This is a genomic window from Enterobacter cloacae complex sp. 394I7 (assembly GCF_057320345.1).
Map to the genome: position 1 here is coordinate 246,560 of NZ_JBXWCR010000002.1, position 19,325 is coordinate 265,884.

Consider the following 19,325-nt stretch of genomic DNA (forward strand, 5'->3'; position numbering starts at 1 on the left):
CATAACCCACCTTAAGAATCTTAGCGCCCCCCACAGGCGGTTTCACGTCTGCGCGGCGTGCAAACCCGGTAGCCACGCCGCGCCACGCACGCCACTGGCGTCGCCGTAACGGGCCGGGACGATACGGGTACGGCAGCTTTCCGAGAAGATGTAGGGCCTGATGGCAGCCGGAAGTTCGTCGTACAGCTGGCTGACATTTGATAACCCACCGCCCAACACAATAACCTGCGGATCAAGAATATTGATCACCGAGGCCAGACTGCGGGCAAAGGCGTCGATAAAGTGTCGCCAGTGGGCCCGCGCGGTCAGGTCTCCCTGGGCCGCCGCTTCAATGATGGCCTGCGCGCTCAGTTCGCTGGGATAACGGCGGGCAAAGCCGGTGCCAGAGATAAAGGTTTCGATACAGTTATGTTTCCCGCAATAGCAGGGCTGCGCCGGACCATCCGTCTCGGGGGCATAGCCAGGCAACGGGTTATGTCCCCATTCGCCAGCGATGGCGTTTGGCCCCTGAAGCAGACGCTTATGTACCGCCACGCCACCGCCGCATCCGGTACCGACAATTACGCCAAAGACGGTATCTGCTTCCGCACCTGCGCCATCAACCGCTTCAGACAGCGTGAAGCAGTCCGCGTCATTGGCTATCCACACGGGCTGATTGAGCTGCTTTGCTAAATCATGCTTCAGGTCGTGACCGTTGAGCACCAGGCAGTTGCAGTTTTTAATCAGCCCGCTTTGTGGGTCGATGGCCCCCGGCAGGCCAATACCGATACTGAATGGCACTTCACTTACCGCGCGCGCTTCGCCGATAAACGCCAGCAGATGGTGCATAAAGGCGTCATAACTCTCTTTTTGCGTCGGACGACGCTTACGCCAAAGGCATTCGCCCTGAGGCGAAAGCAGGACGGCTTCCATTTTTGTGCCGCCAATATCGAGTCCAAGATAGTGCATACGTTCCTCGAAAAGGAGAGGCCAGCGCCTCTCCTGAATGGTTATGCCTGACGAGTGCGGTACAGTTCGATCAGCTCCGTCACCAGTTCTTTCGCCAGAATCGAGGTCATCAAATGATCCTGAGCGTGCACCATCACCAGCGTCATTTTGGTTTTGCCTTCCCCTTCGTCAGCTTCGATCAGTTGGGTTTGCACCAGATGCGCTTCACGGGCGAAGTGCGCCGCCTCTTTCATCCGCGCGTCGGCTGAGGCAAAGTCACCTTTTTTTGCGAAGCCAAGCGCTTCGTAGCAGAGACTGCGTGACTGACCGGCATTGATAATAATGCCCATGACCTGTTCTTCTAATTCCATCAGTAACCTCTGTGTTTTTACTATCAGGCGGACTGTGCCGCTTCTTCAGATTGTTCAACCGCATTTTCATGCTCTTGTTCCAGCAGCTGCTTCTCGTACGCTTTGAGGAACGGGAAGTACATGGCCGCTGAGGTAACCATGCACAGCAGGCAGAGGATCACCGGGCTAAAGCTCCAGTTGGCCGCCCAGGATGCGCCGATAGGGGCAGGCGTTGTCCACGGTGTCATCGAGACCACGCGACTGACCAGGTCGAAATCAAGGGCAAAGTAGGCGAGGGTGGCATTGACCATCGGAACCAGCACGAACGGCAGGAAAAAGAGCGGATTCATGATGATAGGGGCACCGAATAAAATCGGTTCGTTGATATTAAACATCCCCGGCACCACGCCCATACGCCCAATGGTACGCAGATGCACCGCTTTGCTGCGCAGCAGCAGTAACGCCAGCGGCAGCGTGGAGCCGACCCCGCCAATCAGCAGGTAGTGATCCCAGAATCCCTGAACGTAAATGTGCGGGATCGCCTGACCGGCAGCCATTGCTGCCTGGTTAACCGACAAGTTCGCCATCCAGAACGGGTTCATAATTCCGGTGACAATCAGTGCGCCGTGGATGCCCGCAAACCACAGAACCTGGCACACCAGCACCGAGAGCAGAATGGCAGGCAGCGTATCGGAGGCGGCAACCAGCGGTTTCACCAGCGACATAATCGCTTCCGGAATAATCATGCCGAGCTGAGCCTCAATGAAGAGGTTGAGCGGGTGCAGAGTGACAACAATTGCTAGCACCGGGATCAGAATTTCGAACGAACGCGCAACGCCCGTAGGCACTTCTGGCGGCAGGCGGATGGTAATATTGTGACGCTTCAGGAAGGCATACAGCTCGGTAGAGTAGATAGCCACCAGAATGGCCGTGAAGATCCCTTGCCCGGAGAAATAGGCGGTAGAAATCTGTCCGTCTTTTAACGGCGCAGCCACCAGCAGAAATGCCATCAGCGACAGCATGCCGGCGGTAAGGGCATCCAGATCGTGATGTTTGGCCAGGCTCGCGGCGATCCCGACTGAAATGAAGATCGTCATGATCCCCATGCTGAAGTTGAACGGCAGCATCAGGGCTTCACGGTGATCCAAGGAGAATTGCAGCCATGCCCGGGCGAAACCCCAGGACGTGTCGGGTGAGAAGGGCGGGAAAATAAACACCAGCATAAAGGAACCGACGATCATGAACGGCAGGGCGGTGATAAAGCCGTCACGAATCGAGGTCACATACTTCTGCTGCCCGACGGCGCCTGCCATCGGGGTAATTTTCTGTTCAATGACCTGGATAAGTTTCGCGTACAGAGAGCTCATGGGTTTTCCCTTCGTTATTTGTTATCTATCAGGGAGAGGGCGAAATCGAGAACGGCGCCCCCTTTTTGCATGCCGTAATCCATCATGTTGATAGGCTCAACACGGATCCCGTATTTATCAGCTTGTTTCTGAAGATCGCTTTGCATGTACTTCACCTGCGGTCCAAGCAGCACCACCTGATAGTGACCGACCTGCTCGGCGAATTCGGCCACGCCAAACGCTTTGATCTCCGCTTCCAGGCCACGCTTTTGCGCTTCGTCGACCATTTTTTTCACCAGCAGGCTGGTGGACATCCCGGCAGAACAACACAACATGATTTTTTTCATAACGTCTCCTTTGAACTTATGGCTGGAATATAGTCATCATGGAACAAAACGGAAAGCGCTTTCCGTTGGTGGATAAGGTAATTGTGACCGCGATCACCTGAGGGAATCTTTCACTTTGTCCGGATGTGCGAGATCATCGCGGCTATTCACGAACTATTAAGGTCGAGTTATGAACATTCATTTGATGAATGTTGCTGTGGATTTGATTGAGCAACGTCTCACACCAGCAGCCAATATAATCACCAGAAATCAACATATTACCGCGATGCGGGACGGCTTTTCCCTCGCCATGCCTTTTGTGATTGTGGGAAGCCTGATGGTGCCACTGCTGTTTCCACCGTTCGCCATTTCAAGTGCATCGCGCCTCGGGCACGTCTATCTGCTGCTGCGTCCGATGCTGTTGCCAACCTTTGAGCTGACGCTCGGACTGGTGGCGCTGATTGTCGCGTTTGGTGCCAGCGCCAGTCTGGCCAAGCAGTATCAACTGCCGGAACGGCTGTGTGGACTCACCGGTTGCCTCTCCTTTTTGCTGTTCATTGGCTTTCGGGATAACGGTGCAACGAATATTTTTCTGGGCGGGATGGGGCTTTTTACTGCGCTCATTTCAAGCGCTTACTCTATTGAAATAATAAGGTTTTTCTACAAGAGAGGGTGGTGCATTCGTCTGCCGGAGGAGGTACCGGTGATGACGCGAAATGGTTTCCAGCTGCTGATGCCGCTGCTGGTGATCATGCTCTCCATTAGCGTAATGAATGCCGTGATGCTGCAGACGACCGGACAAATTTTGCCACAGCTGATTGGCGAGGCGTTACGCCCGCTTATCGTGGCATCCGATACCCTTACGGCGGTGCTTATCTCCTTGTTTCTGTGTAATCTTTTATGGTTCGTCGGTATTCATGGCGCCCTGATCATTACGGGCATCATGAACCCGTTCTGGCTCACCTATCTGTTTGAAAACCAGCGGGCCCTGGCCGCCGGGGAAGCCGTGCTGCCCCATATTTATCTGCAGGGATTCTGGGATTTTTATCTGCTGATTGGCGGTATCGGCTCTACGCTGCCGCTGGTCTTTATGGCGATGCGAAGCCGATCCCGGCAGTTGAAGAGCGTCGGGAAAATTGGCCTTCTGCCGTCGCTGTTCAACATTAACGAGCCGATATTATTTGGTTTCCCCGTCATCATGAACCCGGTTTTTTTACTGCCCTTTGTGTTTGTACCGCTGATAAATGCCTGTATAGCTTGGTATTTAACCCAGCTTGGCGTGCTCGACAGAGCCGTCGCCATGCTGCCCTGGTCTATGCCTTCACCGCTGGGCGCAGCCTGGTCGGCGAACGGCAGCTGGAAAAATATGTGCATGTGCCTGTTCGCCTTTTTCAATGCATGGATGCTCTATCGCCCCTTCTTCAAGGTTCATGAACGCCAGTTGATGCAGCTGGAAAAATAATCCCCGCCTCCCTGCTTCTGCCCGTTCCTGATGGGCAGAAGATTATTTCGTGACATTCTTCACAAAAATTTGCTCTTTGATCTTAAATTTGTGATTCAATCCGGCAAGCACGGAAAGCGCTTTCCGTTTGTGGATGTACATTTCCGAATTTGATCCTTACATTTCCCCTGCACGTTTAACCGTGAAAATAAAAATTCAAAGGGAACCTATGCAAACGTTAATGAAATCAATACCTCTGTCCTTGATTGCTCTTACTGTCATCAGCGGTTATGCCAGCGCCGATGAGAAATATGATTTCGCCCTCCACGGCTATTTACGCTCGGGTATTCTTGCCAATAGCGATGGCAACCGGGTCGATTCGGTGGGGCTGATGCCTGACGGGAAATGGCGTCTGGGTAACGAAGAAGATACCAAAATTGAGCTGATCCCGACGGTGACGCTGAAGTCGGATTCAGGTGCAGTCGCACGTATTCAGGCCAACCTGACGCACCAGACCAAATGTACTGCCGACTGGAACTGTACTGACGATGACGGCAAAGAGACCCAGTTCCGCGAAGGGTTTGCTGAATTAACGAATCTCGATTTTGCCCCGGACATGACCTTCTGGGCCGGTAAACGCTACAGCAGCTCCAACCTTTCCAGCCACCAGTTCGACTGGGAGTACATTCAGTACAACGGAACCGGGGGCGGGTTCGATAACCTGGACTTAGGCTTTGCGCGCTTTGATGCGGGTGTGTATGCCTTCTCGACCACCGACGAAGCCAAAGCTTATCCGGTAGATCTGGGGGATCAGGGCTATCCGGACGACTATTCGCTTAACCTGTGGTTTAAAAAGATCGGCGGCACCGGGCTCGATGTCGAACTTATCGGCCACCACATGAACCGCAATGAAAACCATCCTACCTCGGCTGAGAAGGGGTACGGCGTGACGGCGCTGTACAACTTTGACAGCTTCTACGGCCTGACTAACGGGTACTCCCGCATCGCTTTCCAGTATGGCAAAGGCCTGGCCGCCGCAGATTCGCTGGGTAAAAACGGCTGGGGCTGGGCAAACCTTGACGATACGCAATCCTGGCGCGTCGTGCTGGACAGCATGGCCAACCTGGGTGACGTGGAGGTATCGACCTTTGCGTTTTATCAGAAAGACAAAAACTACCGCTGGTGGACCAACGACGATGACGGCTGGGGACGTTCCATGTGGGTAGCGGGTATCCGTCCGTATCATCAGATAACCAAAAACTTCGCCATGCAATATGAGGTGGGCTACGAATATCTGGATGATAAAAACTACATGGGTGTAAACGGTAAAGGGAAAGGTGGCCTGACCAAGGTGACCATTGCGCCGACCCTGACCTTTGATTCAGGTTTCTGGAGCCGTCCGCAGCTGCGCTTCTTTGCCACCTACGCAAAATGGGATAAAGGCGTCTCGGATGCGATGGACAGAAATTACGACTGGAGCACTGGCACCCTGAGTCCGGGGGGATATTCACGCAGCGGCGATACCGATACGCTGAATTTTGGTGTGCAGGCTGAAGTCTGGTTCTGAGGAGAAAAGAGATGGCTTTCCCGATTCGAAAACTGCTTCTCGTCTCCTTACTCTCCGCGCTGGGAAGCGCGGGGGCTCTGGCGGCCGAGCAATCCCATTTTGAACACTTTATTACTCGCGATGGCGCAGCGTTAAAAGATGGCGATCGCGTCTTTCGCTTCGCCGGGATCCACGCCCCGGAGCTGCATCGTATAGAAGATGACGCGCGCGGAACCTGTAAGGCCGATCCGCGCGGCTGGGGGCAATACTTTAGATGGCCGACTGCTGAAGAGCAGGAGAACTGGATCAAAGCGCTGGTGCAAACCGGTGCTAAAGCACAGCGCGTATATGTGCTTTCCGTGCAGCAGGAAAATGATGCTGCCTGCGGACGTGAGACACATATTCTGGCACCGGCAACGCCGGACGGCATGCCGCGGCTGAATGAAACGGCCATGAAAGTGTATGACAACATGATTGCCGAGGCGGATAAGCAGGGGCTGCGCCTGATTCTGCCGTTTATTGACCACTGGTGGTGGTGGGGAGGACGCGAACAGCTGGCCGCGTTTTATCATGAAAAGCCGGAAGATTTTTATCGAACTGACAGTAAAACCTACCGTGCTTATCAGGATGTGATCCGTCAGGTGATTACCCGTACCAACACCATTACGGGACGCCATTACTACGATGAAAAGGCGATCATGGCCTGGGAAACGGGTAATGAGCTGGAAAACACCAACGCTGATTTCCTGCAGAAAACGTCGGCCTGGATCCGCAAATGGGCGCCCCATCAGCTTGTCGTCGATGGTACCTATAAAAAGGTGAATGATTTCGCGCTCAACGATCCGAACGTCGACATCATCAGTAACCACTATTACACCAACGCCGAGAACAACCACCCCGAGCAGGTTCGTAAAGATCTGGAGGCGATTGGCGGCAAAAAGGTCTATCTGGTGGGCGAATTTGGTCTGCTCGATCAAAAAGACCTTAACACTATCATGCAGGCCATTGTGCATACCGAGGTCAACGGCGCGCAGGCGGCGGGGGGCTTTATCTGGGGCTTCCGTGGTCATCGCCATGATGGTGGTTTTTACTGGCACAAAGAGTTTACCGGGCACTACAGCTACCACCTGCCTGGCTTCCCGGTCGAGGGCAAAGCAAACCAGGAGATGGAGGTCGTCAATCTGGTGCGAACCGCCTCGGCGCAAATGGCGGGGTTGAGTCAGGCGCCGGCTCTACCGGTCCCGGAAGCGCCTAAGCTGCGCGAGAGCAACTCACCGTTTGCCATTAACTGGATGGGATCCCCCGTCGGGCGTTATTACGATGTGGAGAGAGCGACTCAGCCACACGGCCCGTGGACCCGCGTTGGTCAGGATATCTCTGACGGCAAAAATGAGTGGGATCCGGCAAAAATGGATCTCTTCCGTGATGACTATCGCAGCCTGACGCTGGGCCAGACTTACTACTACCGGGTGATCGCAAAGAACGAAAGCGGTCAGTCTGCGCCTTCAAACGTGATTCGCCTTGAGCATACGCAGAAAAACCTGCCGCCGGTCATCACTCTGCAGGATGCGCTCTCTACCACCGTGGATAAAGGCGTTCAGCTCACCGCGGCCTGGCAGGATGACAATCTGCCGGAGCCGAAGGTCAGCGTGGCATGGCATCACGAAGGCAAGGATAACGTCCACTTTTGTGACAGCACCAAAGCGGAAACCCGTGCCTGGTTCTCGGCTCCCGGTGACTATGCGTTGACCTTTACCGCTGACGATGGACTGCTGAAAAGCAGCAAGACGGTAAACGTTAGCGTGAAGGCCGCGGCGGGACCCGTGCCGGCGGACTACTGTCATTTTGGCGGCGGAACGCTGGACGTCAGCAAGGGGAAACTAAACATCACCAAGAGCGATAAAGATACGTTAGCGATTGGTGAAGACGGTTTCCTTGGTCCTTTTGCCAATGACGGAGACAGCGTGACCTGGCAGGTTAACGCCCCCTGGGACGGTAAGTTTGCCCTGCACGTGAAATTTAACGGCAAATGGGGGAGTAAGAAAAACTCGTTCATTGTGAACGGCGGAACGCCGGTGAGCATTGAATTCCCGCAAACGGATGAGAAAGGCCAGACGATGATCGTACCAGTCACGCTCAGGGCAGGGGACAACACCATTAGCTTTGGCAAGTTCTCTGGCGACTGGGGATATATGTTCATCAAATCAATTGAAGTCACTGCAGAGTAGTTATTTGGCTGCCCTGTTCGGGGCAGCCCTTTTTTTCATTCAGGAGGCGTTATGAACCGGTATCAATTCCCGGAAGGTTTTTTTTGGGGCGCAGCGGCATCAGGTCCGCAGACGGAAGGCATAGCCAATAAGCCGCACCGTTCTGTCTGGGACAGCTGGTTTGCCGAACAACCGGAGCGTTTTTTTCAGCAGATTGGTCCGCAGCACGTTTGTGAAACCTACAGTAAATATAAAGAAGACGTAGCCCTGATGAAGCAAACGGGGTTTAACTCGTTTCGAACCTCTATTCAGTGGTCGCGTCTGATCGATGATTTCAAAACCGGACAGCCAAACCGCGACGCCGTCCGCTTCTATAACGATTACTTCGATGAAATGATTGCCAACGGCATCGAGCCCATCATCAATCTTTACCATTTTGATATGCCCGAGGCGCTGCAAAAAGCATATGGCGGATTTGAGTCATCCTACGTAACCGAGCTTTTTGCCCGCTTCGCCCGCACCGCGTTCGAGCTGTTTGGCCATAAGGTGAAATACTGGATAACCTTTAATGAGCCGATCGTGCCGGTGGAAGGCGGTTATTTATATGACTTCCATTATCCGTGTAAAAAAGATGGCAAACTGGCGGCTCAGGTCGCCTTTAATATTATGCTGGCGCACGCCAGGGCGGTGAATGTCTACCGTGAAATGGGCTTGCCGGGTGAGATTGGTGTCGTGCTCAACCTCACGCCTTCTTATACCCGCAGCGACAGCGAGGCCGATAAAAAAGCGGCCTGGTATGCCGACCTGCTGTTTAACCGCAGCTTCCTCGACCCGCTGGTTAAACATGAATTCCCCAAAGAACTGTGCGAAATCTTAACCGCAAACGGCTGCTTACCAGAGGTTTCACGGCAGGATGTGGAGACGATCCTGCAGTCGAGAATTGATTTTCTGGGGGTGAATTATTATGTGCCGAGAAGGGTGAAAGCGCGGGAAAGCGTTTACGCGCTCGATTACTTCACGCCGGAAGTTTATTTCGAAAATTACATCGATCCTCAGGGACGGTTTAACCCTTATCGCGACAATAACGAGATCCACCCGGAAGCTATCTATGACATTGCCTGCAATATTCGCGATAACTACGGCAACATCAAATGGTATCTGGCGGAAATTGGCATCGCGATGGATCTGCAGTCCGAAGGGCCGGTGCAGGCCGGTGGCGTGATAGATGACACCTTCCGTATCGCTCTGATGGAGGAGCATCTGGCTCAGCTGCATCGTGGTATCGCTGACGGCGCCAACTGTTTTGGTGTTCATCAGTGGACCTTCATTGATAACTGGTCCTGGATCAACAGCTTCAAGCGGCGATATGGCTTCTGGCGTCTGGATTTAGCCACCGGGGAGCGACAAATCAAACGTAACGCATTGTGGTTTGCGCAGCTGGCGGCTGAAAATGGCTTCACCCCTGGCGAATGTGAAAAGGATACGCAATGAGTCAGCCTTTTTACCGGATGCGTAACGGCATCAAAAATTACGCCTGGGGGAGTCGCGTAGCGCTTAATCATCTTTTTGGCCTGCTCAACCCTGACGATCAACCCCAGGCCGAGGTCTGGATGGGAAGCCACCCCGCAGGCTGCTCGGAGATTGAAACCGATACAGGGTTACGCTCTTTACAGGACCTTATTTCACAGAGGCCGGCAGAGATGTTGGGTGCGTGCGCGGGAGAAACTGCGGGGCAGTTGCCTTACCTGCTGAAGTTGCTGTCAGCGGATCGCGCACTGTCGCTGCAGGTACATCCCAATAAGCGCCAGGCAGAAGACGGGTTCGCCCGTCAGGGCAACCTGCCCGGAGAGGATTACACCGATGCGAACCATAAGCCCGAGCTGGTTTTTGCCCTGACGCCTTTTATGGCCATGAACGGCTTCCGGCCGTATCAGGAGATTGCTAATCACTTTTTGCGCCTGGATGCCCCGGCCCTGACGTCCGCGCTGTCGCTGTTTCGCAACAACCTGCATGCTGAAGGGCTTAAGGCCTTTTTTACGCGTCTGATGGCGCTTGAGCCGGCGGAAAAAGAGGGCGTGCTGACGTGTCTTGAAGCGCGACTTGCATGCGGGGTGTTTGCTCCGGTAGCGCCCTTTATCGAACGGCTACTGCGAGACTACCCGGGGGACATCGGGGCTCTGGCCCCGCTGTATCTGCACTGCATTACGCTTGCGCCGGGTGAGGCGATGTTCCTGCGCGCCGGTACGCTACATGCCTATGTGAACGGTACGGCGGTAGAGGTCATGGCCAGTTCTGACAACGTGCTGCGTGCGGGCTTAACCCCCAAGAACATCAACGTGGCAGAGTTGGTGCGCTGTACGGTGTTTGACGAAACCCCAGCCGACCGCCTCAGGATGCATCCGCACCGGGAAGAGGGGATGCAGCAATACCCGATCCCGGTAACGGATTTTCGCTTTAGCGTCATTGAACATTGCGAGCAGCAAAGCATCCGGACAGACCGTGCGCAAATTCTGCTGGTGCTGAAGGGGAGTGCCACGCTCAGCCACGCCGAGGGTGCCACCATGACGCTGAACGCCGGTCAGTCTGCGTTCATCCCGGCGGTCACAACCTTATGGACGTTGACTCAGCGCGGGCAGTCTTGCCTGGTAAGCTGATGACGTAAGGCTTTCACTGCCGTGTGCAGGCAGTATGTCGGGCATAAAAAAGGCTGCTTATCGCAGCCTTTTTACATTTAGTTTTTCGGGAAGATCCACACGTGCTTTTCAGGCAGCGAAAGGTGGCAGTGCAGCGGGTCCCGGGCCTCGTGACCATAGGCGCGAATGACAAAATCATCCCCCGGCGTGCGGAACAGGTATTCCCAGCGGTCGCCGAGATACATGCTGGTCAGTAACGGGAGCGCCAGCTGGTTTTCACCCGGCCCCTCGACCACCGCCACGCGCTCGACGCGGATCACCGCGGTGGCATCTTCACCGCTTCGTACCCCTTCACCGGCCTGGCCCCACAGCACCCAGCCTTTGCCTTCGATACGCGCTTTACCGTCGCGTACTTCCGTTACCTTGCCGTGCAGGCGATTATTGCTGCCCATAAACTCAGCGGTAAACAGCGTTTTCGGCGAGCCGTACATCTCCTGCGGTGTGCCCTGTTGCTCGATTTTACCGTTGTTAAGCAGCAGGATACGGTCGGAAATCGACATCGCCTCATTCTGGTCGTGCGTTACCATCAGCGCGGATAAGCCCAGCTTGATAATCAGCTCACGCAGGAATACGCGAGCCTCTTCGCGCAGCTTGGCGTCGAGGTTAGAGAGCGGTTCATCCAGTAAAATGACCGGCGGGTTGTAGACCAGCGCCCGGCCAATTGCCACGCGCTGCTGTTGTCCACCGGAGAGCTGGTGCGGGTGGCGTTTGCCCAGATGGCCCAGCCCGAGCTGGTCCAGCACGTCCTGTACGCGCTGCTGGATCTCTTTGGCCGGAACCTTGCGCAGCTTGAGCGGATAGGCCACGTTTTCAAAAACGGTTTTGTGCGGCCACAGCGCATACGACTGAAACACCAGGCCCAGGTTACGCTCTTCCGCCGGGATCTCGCTGCGCGGCGTGCCGTCATAGACTTTGTTTTTGCCAATGATAATCGAGCCCTGAGTCGGTTTTTCCAGGCCCGCCACCGCACGCAACAGGGTGGTTTTCCCGCTGCCGGAAGGCCCCAGCAGGGACACCACTTCGCCGCGGTTGAGGTTCATGGAGACCCCTTTTAAAACAGGATTGTCGCCGTAGGTCAGGTGCAGATCGTTAACCGCTAATTCAATCATGTATTTTGACTCCGAAACGAAGGGCAATGCCCAGACCTACCACCACCAGCAGGATGTTAATAAAAGAGAGCGCCGCCACAATATCAATAGCTCCCGCGGCCCAGAGGGATACCAGCATCGAGCCGATGGTTTCCGTGCCGGGTGAAAGCAGGTATACACCCGTTGAATATTCGCGTTCAAAAATCAGGAACATCAGCAGCCACGAACCGATAAGGCCGTAGCGGGAGAGCGGGATCGTGACATGGCGGGTAATCTGGCCACGCGTAGCCCCCGTACTGCGGGCGGCCTCTTCAAGCTCCGGCGCAACCTGCAGCAGGGTGGACGAGATGAGTCTCAGCCCGTAAGCCATCCAGACCACCGTATAGGCCAGCCAGACGCTGAATATGGTGCTGCGCAGTGAACGTAGCCAGACAATCAGGTTTTCACGCATCCAGTCGCTCCAGGCGAACCCGGAAAGCCAGCCCGATTTCAGCGAGTTATCCAGCCACATCGGCAGGAACAGGAACACCCAGAGAAAGGCCAGACCCGCGAGCAGGCCAGGCACGGCGCGCGGCACCAGGACGCTGTAATCCAGGAAACGCGTGGTATTGTCCGGTTTGCGGTGCATGGCGATACCGACAAACAGGTAGCACGCCACGGCCAGCGCGCCGCCAATGACCCCAATGGACATGGAGTTGACGATGGCGCGCAGCAGGTTCGGCTGCGCCCATATCGTGCGAAAAGTACTGAGGGAAAGCTCGTCCCACAGCGAAACGCCCACGCCCCAGTTTGAGATAAACGCGCGCAATACCACGCCGAGCAGGGGAACGCCGATCGTGACGGTAAGCCAGAAGGCGACCACCGCGCCCGCCACCCAGCGCCATTTACCCAGAGGTAAGGCCCGGGCCTGAGACGCTTTGCCTTTCATGGTCACGAAACGGTTGGCGGTGCGCATCAGGCGACGCTGCAGCATGACCAGCGGAATGGTGATACAGATAAGCACCACCGCAACCGCCGCCATCAGGTGGTAGGAAGGGGTACCAAGCTTGTTGGTCAGCTGGTACAGGTAGGTTGCCAGCACCATGTTGCCTTCCGGATCGCCGAGGACCAGCATCAGACCAAACACTTCAAGACCGAGGAAGAACAGCAGAACGATGGCGTACAAAATGGACGGTCGCACCATCGGCAGGCTGACCGAGGTCATCACCTGTAACGGCGACGCACCCGCGGTACGTGCGGCCTCTTCCACATCGGAACCGACGCTTCGCAGCGCGGACGAAATATAGAGATAGGCATGCGGAACATGCGTCAGGCCAGCAATGACCACGATGCTCGACATGTCGTAGATATTCCACGGTACGAAACCAATCAGCGCCTGCGCCCAGAGGGATAAAAAGCCCACCGGACCGGCGGCCACCACGTAGCCGAATCCCAGCACCATTGGCGACACGAAAACCGGCACGAGGATCAGCGGTTCAATCAGACGGCGGCCGGGCAGGTCGGTACGCACCATCAGAAAGGCCAGCACGCCCCCTAACGGAATGGCGATGATGACCAGCCCGAAAGCGAGAATAAAACCGCTTTTCAGCGCCTTATAGAAATCAGGGTCGGTGAAGATAAAACCAAATGATTCAAGGCTCCACTCTTTTGCCGGTGAAAAGAACGGTGCGGACAAGAAGCTCTGTATCACGATAAACGACAGCGGCGTGTAGATAACCAAGGCGGTTATCAACACGACAATACCGCGCGGCAGGCTTTGCCACTTTCTGCGTAATGTATTCATGGGGTATCCCTGGTGTTGCAGCCCAGCAAAACGAACTCAGGTAACAGGAGCGCGACGGCCCGCGTCGCGCTCAGACGCTTATTTGGCGGCGGCGGTACGCCACTGTTTGATGTACTCCAGGCGTTTTTTCGGCTGCAGATACTCCAGCAGGCTTTCATCAACCGGAATAGGTTTCAGCGCATTGCCGAGCACTTTCGTCAGGCCGTCGATATCATTTTTGCCGTCGATATCGTTACGAATGGACGGGATATCCGCCTGGCTTGCCAGAATACTTTGTCCTTTTTCAGACAGGACGTAGTCCAGCCACAGTTTCGCGGCATTGCTGTTTTGCGCCTGCTGGCTGATGAACGACACGCGTGATAACACCAGGGTGTAATCTTTTGGATAGGCGATCCCCAGCGACGGATCGTTCTTCGCACGCGCTTCCGCGTAGGATCCGAGGATATTAAAACCGATCAGGTTTTCCCCTGATGACACCCTCTCCATCATGGTGCCGGTTGAAGACTGAACGGCTAAGCCCCCTTTGGCGATATCGGCCAGGGTTTTGAAGTAGTTAGGATCGGCCTTGTGATCCTGCACCGAGAGCATAAAGCCCAGACCCGATTTTTCGATGTCGTAGGTGGTGACTTTGCTCTTGAATTTATCCGTCTGGCTGGCAATAAGCTTAGCCAGCGCCGCATGGGAATCAGGCACGTCGCCCGCCGGGATCAGCCGTTTGTTGTAGATAAACACGACGGGCTCATAGGTGGTGCCGTAGGCTTTATCTTTCCAGACCGCCCATTTCGGCAGCTGGCTTTGCTCCGGTGATTTGTACTCCATGGCGTAGTCGGTGGCGAGCTTTAGCCCGGTGTCCATGGAGGAGCTCCAGACCACATCGCCGCTACCGCCACCCGAGGCCTGTTCGCTGATAAAACGGTTGTACAGCTCGGTGCTGTTCATGTCGTTATATTCAACTTTGATGCCCGGATAGGTTTTTTCGAAGCCCTCAATCAGCGGCCCGGCAGCTTTGGTGTCGGTGGTGGAGTAGATCACCACTTTGCCCTCTTTGGTCGCGGCATCGACCATTTTTTGATAGTCAGCAGGGTAGCCCTGCGGCAAAGCAGACAGTGCGGAAGCAGAACACAGTACGGTAGCGGTAATCAGAGAAATTCGGAAAATGTTCGACATTATAGTTAACCTTTTAGTTACATTTGAGGAACTAATTGTCAACATAGCGCATGGCTCCGCGCCGACAATAGGGGGGCGCGGGTTGCGGTTCCGAAGTGTGATTGTCGGCGTCGTTTCAGCAATTAACACCATAAAATCCGCGACGCTTAGCAAACGAACGGTTACGGATTACGTTTTCTCTGCCGCTTTGCGGTAAAGCCTTCTGGGATGTCCGATATTGCCATACAGCATTTCGATGCTGATTAACCCACTTTCCACGCAGTATTCCAGATAACGGCGGCCCGTGGTTTTGCTGATCCCGACGTATTCCACCACCTCTTCCACCGACATTGTTTTTTCGGGGTGTTCCGCAAATAAACGCTTAATACGGTCCAGGGTGTGGGGCTCAATACCCTTTGTGGACGGGGTCTGCGAGGTGTCCGCGGCGGGGAGGTTAAACAGGCGATCCAGCGCATGCTGGTCGACAACCTTCACCTGCTGCACGGTGTGGATGAAACGCATAAAACGCTCCAGCGAGGCGTGCAGACGCTGGAAAAAAACGGGCTTAATCAGGTAGTCAAACGCGCCGCTGCGCATGGCATGGCTACAGGTCTGCATATCGCTGGCTGCGGTGATAAAGATCACCGAGCATTCATAGCTTTTCAGGAGCGGGTTATCGATTAACGCCACGCCTTTACCGTCCGGGAGATAATTGTCCAGCAGTATCAGCCTCGGCTGATACTGGCGTATCAGGTTACACGCCTGCTCAATCGACGCGGCAATGCCCACCACGCGCAAATGGAAATTTTGCTCGATATACTCGCGATGCAGTTCCGCCAGGTGCGGCTCATCCTCAACAATCACAACATCAAGTGCTCGGGTCGTGGTCATGCGTTAGCCCTGTCGAACGGGGAGTGGATTGGGAATAAACACAGAGAATATCGTGCCTTGAGGAGCGTTATCCGTTATCTCAATGCTGCCGCCCGCCTTGTTGATATAGCCTGCCACCAGAAACAGGCCAATACCGTGCTCTGTGCCCACAATGTCGTTCTCGCTTTCCGGCTTGCTGCTGAATCCCTGGCGGAAAAGATGCGGTTTCATCGCTTCATCCACCCCGCAACCCCGATCGGCCACCTCTATCAGCAACTCCTGGTTGCGATCGGAAATGTAAAGCTCAACAGCTGCGGGAACCGGGGCTTTCAGGGTGGCGTCAACGGCGTTATCCAGCAGGTTGCCAATCACCGACACCAGCTCCGTTTCCGTGATGCTGGCAGGCATGCGGGTGAGCTGGCAGGCGGGATCAAATTGCAGTTCAACGCCCTTTTCCCGGGCGCTGACATATTTCCCTAGCAGCAATCCGCACAGGGCCGGCGAGACAAAATGGGCTGAGACGAAGTCCAGCACGCGCTGCGCCCCTTCTGACTGTGCCTGGATATAACGGATCGCCTCGTCATAGTGTTTCATCTGCAGCAACCCCACCAGCGTGGCGGTCCAGTTCAGCTGTTCATGACGCATAATGCGCAGGTTATCCGCATAGCGTTTAATCTGGCTTAGCTGGCTGCTGAGAGTGTTGATATCATTCTTGTCGCGAAAGCTATAAACCCAACCGCTTTCAACACCAGGTTCAACCTCAATCGCCACGCGGTTCACAATCACCTCGCGCTGGTTAAGCACCGCAATCTGGTCGTGGCTGCCGCGGCTAACCGAGGCGTAGCGCTGAGATAAAAAACCGGGGGACGTTTGCAGAACGTCTTCCAGCGGTTTGCCGATAAGCGCTTTCTCACTTTGATGAATATCCAGCATCTCTCTGGCGGCACGGTTAATTAAAATCAGCTGCTTTTCTTCATTGACGGCAAATACCCCTTCATACATTGCTTCCAGGAGCGCGCGTTGCTGTAAGACCAGTTGCGCAATATCTTTTGGCTCAAGGCGGAACATCTGCTTTTTAAGATTGCGGGTAAACAACCAGGAAAAAATAAACAGTAACAGCAACAGACCCATACCGTATAACCCGGACTGCCAGAGAATACGCGCATTGATATTCGCAATGTACGACGTCAAATAACCGACCGAGACAATCCCAATCACCTGATGCTGCGCATTAAAGATGGGCGCTTTGCTGCGCAGTGAAACCCCAATCCCACCCTTACGCACCGAAATAATCGTTTTACCTTGTAATACCTGCGCATTATCCCCGCCGATCATCGGTAAATTGATGCGTTCCGGTGATTCTGAATGATAGAGATGCTGTTCCCGGGTATCGCCAATGACAATATAACTGGCATCACTTTCGGCCCGTATAGGCTGAATTAAACGGGCGATGGCGGGGATATTTCTGGCCGCGACGTTTTCCGCCAGACCCGGCATCAACGCGATTTCGCTGGCCTGAACCCGGGCGCGCTGGCCGAGATCGTGATGCAATTGCCGGTCAATAAAATGAAACAGGATGGTTCCCAGCAGAACTAACAGCAGGCAGGAGAAGCACACCAGCGCTAAAAAAAGTTTTACCTGAAAAGAGAGTCTGCGTTTCATACGACCTGATGCGGGGAGTCTGATTAGAGCGGTCTGCGCAGACTGACATGAGGAAATGGGGGATGCAATCTGGCGAAAACAGAGTTGTGACCTGGCTTTTCGTTTTGGGGGTTATAGCTATCAGGATCGCGTAAGGCTATGCTTCATTCAGCACCCGAATAATTACAGAGGCAATGTTGTGGATAAAGCGCTACTGGATGCAGGCTACCGGGCCTATACCGGAGAGAAAATTGACGTTTACTTCAACACCGCGATCTGCAAACACTCAGGAAATTGCGTGCGCGGGAGCGCTAAGCTCTTCAACCTGAAACGTAAACCGTGGATTATACCGGATGAAGTGGACGTCGAAACGGTTGTACATGTGATTGATACCTGCCCGAGCGGTGCGCTGAAGTATCGCCAAAAATAAGCGAGGAACCATGGATATTCTGGAAGGCCATAACAAGTTTTACGTCAACGATGCTGACGGTAACCAGGTTGCAGAGATTGTCTTCGTACCGACCGGTGAACATCTGAGCATTATCGAGCACACCGATGTGGATCCGAGCCTGAAAGGGCAAGGTGTGGGTAAACAGCTGGTAGCAAAAGTGGTCGCGAAGATGCGCGGTGAAAATCGAAAAATTATCCCGCTATGCCCGTTTGCCAAACATGAGTTTGATAATACACGGGAATATGACGATATTCGGGCGTAGAAACACACCGGCAATGGCCGGTGTTTTTTCATCTGATCTGTTCAAACAGCAGCACCACCGCAATCACTACCATCATTCCCCCTGATGCTCTGCTCACCAGACGCGCGGCCTGCGGGCGGGTGGCCAGGATGGCTTTTGAACCGTATCCCACCAGCAGATAGACCAGCGTACAGGTGATGAGGTGTAGCAAGCCCAGCGCGGACATCTGCATCGCAACCGACCAGCTTCCCTTCGGGTCAGTAAATTGTGGAAGCAGGGCCAGGAACAGCAAAAAAACTTTCGGGTTAAGGCCGCTGATACATAATCCCTTCACCGCCCACTGTTTCCAGTTTGCCGCCGAGGTCGTGGCGCTTTCCGGTGCGCCAGGAGCGCGTAACAGTGAGATACCAAGCCACAGCAAGTAAAGTGCTCCCGCTATTGTCAGCCCGGATAATGCCAGCGGATGTTGCGCCATCATGACGCCCACGCCCGCGACCACAATCAGTGTCGCCAGCAGATGCCCGGACATGAGGCCCATCACTGCGGGTACCACGCGCCGCCCGTGGATGCCGGCGCTAATGGCGTAAGCCCAGTCGGCGCCCGGCGTCATGATGAGCAGGAAAGACACCACCCAAAACCCAGCCACAATACTCATTTCCATCGTCTGTAAAACTCCAGAATTTCACCCGTCAACAGAGAGAAAGCATATCGGTATCCGGACGAAATGAGTTTTCAATGTTATGCTCAAAAGACGGTGAAATTGACAAAATCTTCCACATGGACAGCATCGATCGAAAAATTCTTGCGCAGTTGCAGGCGGATGGCCGTTTATCTCTTACGGAGCTGGCTGAACGGGTGAACCTGAGCCTCTCGCCGTGTCACCGGCGCGTGCGGGCACTGGAGCAGAGCGGGGCCATTACGGGATACCGGGCCAGTCTCGATCCCGCCAAAATGGGGTTTAACTTTCTGGCGATCGTGTTTGCAACGCTGAAAGAGGGCGACAGAAAGGCGGTGAGCGCCTTTGAGGAGGCGGTGGAAGAGATCCCGCAAATTGTGCTGGCGCAGCGTTTGTTTGGCGATCCTGATTATCTGATGCACGTCGTGACCCGCGACCTGCCGGCTTTTCAGAAACTCTATGATGAGAAGCTCTCTGCGATGCCCGGCGTTCAGCATCTTCGCTCAACGCTGGTCATGAAAACGGTCGTGCAGGACAGGCCGTTTCCGCTCGACATCTCAGGGCGTGACGAATAACGCGCCCGGCAGAACGCC

At 54.7% G+C, this 19,325-nt stretch carries 18 protein-coding genes; 8 read left to right on the forward strand and 10 right to left on the reverse strand.

The genetic code is table 11. The features are described from left to right. Window positions 1–42: 42 nt before the first annotated feature. Genes AC2FAP_RS12270 through AC2FAP_RS12285 form a run of 4 tightly spaced genes read right to left on the reverse strand, consistent with a single transcriptional unit; the run spans window position 43 to window position 2,970 of the window. Window positions 43–948, reverse strand: coding sequence for an ROK family protein (locus AC2FAP_RS12270; protein WP_429862544.1), 906 nt, complete (start codon window positions 946–948; stop codon window positions 43–45). Between the two features lie 41 nt (window positions 949–989). Beyond that, on the reverse strand, window positions 990–1,322 hold the full coding sequence (locus tag AC2FAP_RS12275) for a PTS lactose/cellobiose transporter subunit IIA (protein WP_254915524.1): 333 nt from the start codon (window positions 1,320–1,322) through the stop codon (window positions 990–992). After that, window positions 1,322–2,644, reverse strand: coding sequence for a PTS sugar transporter subunit IIC (locus AC2FAP_RS12280; RefSeq protein ID WP_014171498.1), 1,323 nt, complete (start codon window positions 2,642–2,644; stop codon window positions 1,322–1,324). The genes AC2FAP_RS12275 and AC2FAP_RS12280 overlap by 1 nt, the downstream gene beginning before the upstream one ends. 14 nt (window positions 2,645–2,658) lie before the next feature. Beyond that, the gene (locus AC2FAP_RS12285; RefSeq protein WP_014171497.1) at window positions 2,659–2,970 is read right to left on the reverse strand and encodes a PTS sugar transporter subunit IIB; all 312 of its coding nucleotides are present in this window, start codon (window positions 2,968–2,970) and stop codon (window positions 2,659–2,661) included. A 169-nt stretch (window positions 2,971–3,139) separates the two neighbouring features. Here AC2FAP_RS12285 and AC2FAP_RS12290 point away from each other — a divergent pair, with 169 nt between their 5' ends. The 5 genes from AC2FAP_RS12290 to manA all read left to right on the forward strand — a co-directional run bounded on the left by AC2FAP_RS12290 (window position 3,140) and on the right by manA (window position 10,797). Continuing rightward, a complete protein-coding gene (locus AC2FAP_RS12290) occupies window positions 3,140–4,411 on the forward strand; it encodes a PTS sugar transporter subunit IIC (protein ID WP_020883745.1) in 1,272 nt (423 codons plus the stop codon). A gap of 208 nt (window positions 4,412–4,619) precedes the next feature. Then, window positions 4,620–5,957 (forward strand): maltoporin, encoded by a 1,338-nt coding sequence (locus tag AC2FAP_RS12295; RefSeq protein WP_032678913.1) that lies wholly within the window; start codon window positions 4,620–4,622, stop codon window positions 5,955–5,957. 11 nt (window positions 5,958–5,968) lie between these two features. After that, complete coding sequence (locus tag AC2FAP_RS12300; protein WP_106503466.1) at window positions 5,969–8,164, forward strand: CBM35 domain-containing protein; 2,196 nt, start codon at window positions 5,969–5,971, stop codon at window positions 8,162–8,164. A gap of 51 nt (window positions 8,165–8,215) precedes the next feature. Beyond that, a complete protein-coding gene (locus AC2FAP_RS12305) occupies window positions 8,216–9,634 on the forward strand; it encodes a glycoside hydrolase family 1 protein (RefSeq protein WP_207968529.1) in 1,419 nt (472 codons plus the stop codon). After that, window positions 9,631–10,797 (forward strand): mannose-6-phosphate isomerase, class I, encoded by a 1,167-nt coding sequence (gene manA, locus AC2FAP_RS12310; RefSeq protein WP_207968528.1) that lies wholly within the window; start codon window positions 9,631–9,633, stop codon window positions 10,795–10,797. Before AC2FAP_RS12305 ends, manA begins: the two co-directional genes overlap by 4 nt. Window positions 10,798–10,874: 77 nt before the next feature. On the opposite strand, the gene AC2FAP_RS12315 is transcribed toward manA, so the two are convergent. The 5 genes from AC2FAP_RS12315 to AC2FAP_RS12335 form a co-directional block, all read right to left on the reverse strand. Continuing rightward, window positions 10,875–11,945, reverse strand: coding sequence for an ABC transporter ATP-binding protein (locus tag AC2FAP_RS12315; RefSeq protein WP_020883751.1), 1,071 nt, complete (start codon window positions 11,943–11,945; stop codon window positions 10,875–10,877). Further along, the gene (locus AC2FAP_RS12320; RefSeq protein ID WP_020883752.1) at window positions 11,938–13,707 is read right to left on the reverse strand and encodes an ABC transporter permease; all 1,770 of its coding nucleotides are present in this window, start codon (window positions 13,705–13,707) and stop codon (window positions 11,938–11,940) included. The genes AC2FAP_RS12315 and AC2FAP_RS12320 overlap by 8 nt, the downstream gene beginning before the upstream one ends. Before the next feature lie 78 nt (window positions 13,708–13,785). Then, entirely contained in the window at window positions 13,786–14,874 is a 1,089-nt protein-coding gene (locus AC2FAP_RS12325) for an ABC transporter substrate-binding protein (RefSeq protein WP_020883753.1), read from the reverse strand. A gap of 168 nt (window positions 14,875–15,042) precedes the next feature. After that, window positions 15,043–15,744, reverse strand: a complete 702-nt coding sequence (locus AC2FAP_RS12330) for a response regulator (protein ID WP_079231701.1) — start codon at window positions 15,742–15,744, stop codon at window positions 15,043–15,045. Between the two features lie 3 nt (window positions 15,745–15,747). Next, window positions 15,748–17,385, reverse strand: a complete 1,638-nt coding sequence (locus tag AC2FAP_RS12335) for an ATP-binding protein (RefSeq protein ID WP_449541304.1) — start codon at window positions 17,383–17,385, stop codon at window positions 15,748–15,750. 178 nt (window positions 17,386–17,563) lie between these two features. Between AC2FAP_RS12335 and yjdI the strand changes: the two genes are divergently transcribed. Both yjdI and AC2FAP_RS12345 read left to right on the forward strand, forming a co-directional pair. Continuing rightward, on the forward strand, window positions 17,564–17,794 hold the full coding sequence (gene yjdI / locus AC2FAP_RS12340) for a 4Fe-4S mono-cluster protein YjdI (protein ID WP_020883756.1): 231 nt from the start codon (window positions 17,564–17,566) through the stop codon (window positions 17,792–17,794). Window positions 17,795–17,804: 10 nt separating this feature from the next. Continuing rightward, window positions 17,805–18,077: a GNAT family N-acetyltransferase gene (locus AC2FAP_RS12345; protein WP_014171484.1), complete on the forward strand. Its 273-nt coding sequence runs from the start codon at window positions 17,805–17,807 to the stop codon at window positions 18,075–18,077. Window positions 18,078–18,105: 28 nt separating this feature from the next. On the opposite strand, the gene AC2FAP_RS12350 is transcribed toward AC2FAP_RS12345, so the two are convergent. Then, a complete protein-coding gene (locus AC2FAP_RS12350; protein WP_032680350.1) occupies window positions 18,106–18,717 on the reverse strand; it encodes a LysE family translocator in 612 nt (203 codons plus the stop codon). Window positions 18,718–18,833: 116 nt separating this feature from the next. Between AC2FAP_RS12350 and AC2FAP_RS12355 the strand changes: the two genes are divergently transcribed. After that, window positions 18,834–19,307 carry an Lrp/AsnC family transcriptional regulator gene (locus AC2FAP_RS12355; RefSeq protein ID WP_032670215.1) on the forward strand — a complete coding sequence of 158 codons (474 nt, stop codon included), beginning with the start codon at window positions 18,834–18,836 and terminating at the stop codon, window positions 19,305–19,307. Window positions 19,308–19,325: the final 18 nt, after the last annotated feature.

Bases quoted from the DNA above. Each gene is read 5' to 3' on its own strand.
- AC2FAP_RS12270 (WP_429862544.1), bottom strand. From the start codon at position 948: ATGCACTATCTTGGACTCGATATTGGCGGCACAAAAATGGAAGCCGTC.
- AC2FAP_RS12280 (WP_014171498.1), bottom strand. From the start codon at position 2,644: ATGAGCTCTCTGTACGCGAAACTTATCCAGGTCATTGAACAGAAAATT.
- AC2FAP_RS12285 (WP_014171497.1), bottom strand. From the start codon at position 2,970: ATGAAAAAAATCATGTTGTGTTGTTCTGCCGGGATGTCCACCAGCCTG.
- AC2FAP_RS12290 (WP_020883745.1), top strand. From the start codon at position 3,140: ATGAACATTCATTTGATGAATGTTGCTGTGGATTTGATTGAGCAACGT.
- AC2FAP_RS12295 (WP_032678913.1), top strand. From the start codon at position 4,620: ATGCAAACGTTAATGAAATCAATACCTCTGTCCTTGATTGCTCTTACT.
- AC2FAP_RS12300 (WP_106503466.1), top strand. From the start codon at position 5,969: ATGGCTTTCCCGATTCGAAAACTGCTTCTCGTCTCCTTACTCTCCGCG.
- AC2FAP_RS12305 (WP_207968529.1), top strand. From the start codon at position 8,216: ATGAACCGGTATCAATTCCCGGAAGGTTTTTTTTGGGGCGCAGCGGCA.
- manA (WP_207968528.1), top strand. From the start codon at position 9,631: ATGAGTCAGCCTTTTTACCGGATGCGTAACGGCATCAAAAATTACGCC.
- AC2FAP_RS12315 (WP_020883751.1), bottom strand. From the start codon at position 11,945: ATGATTGAATTAGCGGTTAACGATCTGCACCTGACCTACGGCGACAAT.
- AC2FAP_RS12320 (WP_020883752.1), bottom strand. From the start codon at position 13,707: ATGAATACATTACGCAGAAAGTGGCAAAGCCTGCCGCGCGGTATTGTC.
- AC2FAP_RS12325 (WP_020883753.1), bottom strand. From the start codon at position 14,874: ATGTCGAACATTTTCCGAATTTCTCTGATTACCGCTACCGTACTGTGT.
- AC2FAP_RS12330 (WP_079231701.1), bottom strand. From the start codon at position 15,744: ATGACCACGACCCGAGCACTTGATGTTGTGATTGTTGAGGATGAGCCG.
- AC2FAP_RS12335 (WP_449541304.1), bottom strand. From the start codon at position 17,385: ATGAAACGCAGACTCTCTTTTCAGGTAAAACTTTTTTTAGCGCTGGTG.
- AC2FAP_RS12345 (WP_014171484.1), top strand. From the start codon at position 17,805: ATGGATATTCTGGAAGGCCATAACAAGTTTTACGTCAACGATGCTGAC.
- AC2FAP_RS12350 (WP_032680350.1), bottom strand. From the start codon at position 18,717: ATGGAAATGAGTATTGTGGCTGGGTTTTGGGTGGTGTCTTTCCTGCTC.
- AC2FAP_RS12355 (WP_032670215.1), top strand. From the start codon at position 18,834: ATGGACAGCATCGATCGAAAAATTCTTGCGCAGTTGCAGGCGGATGGC.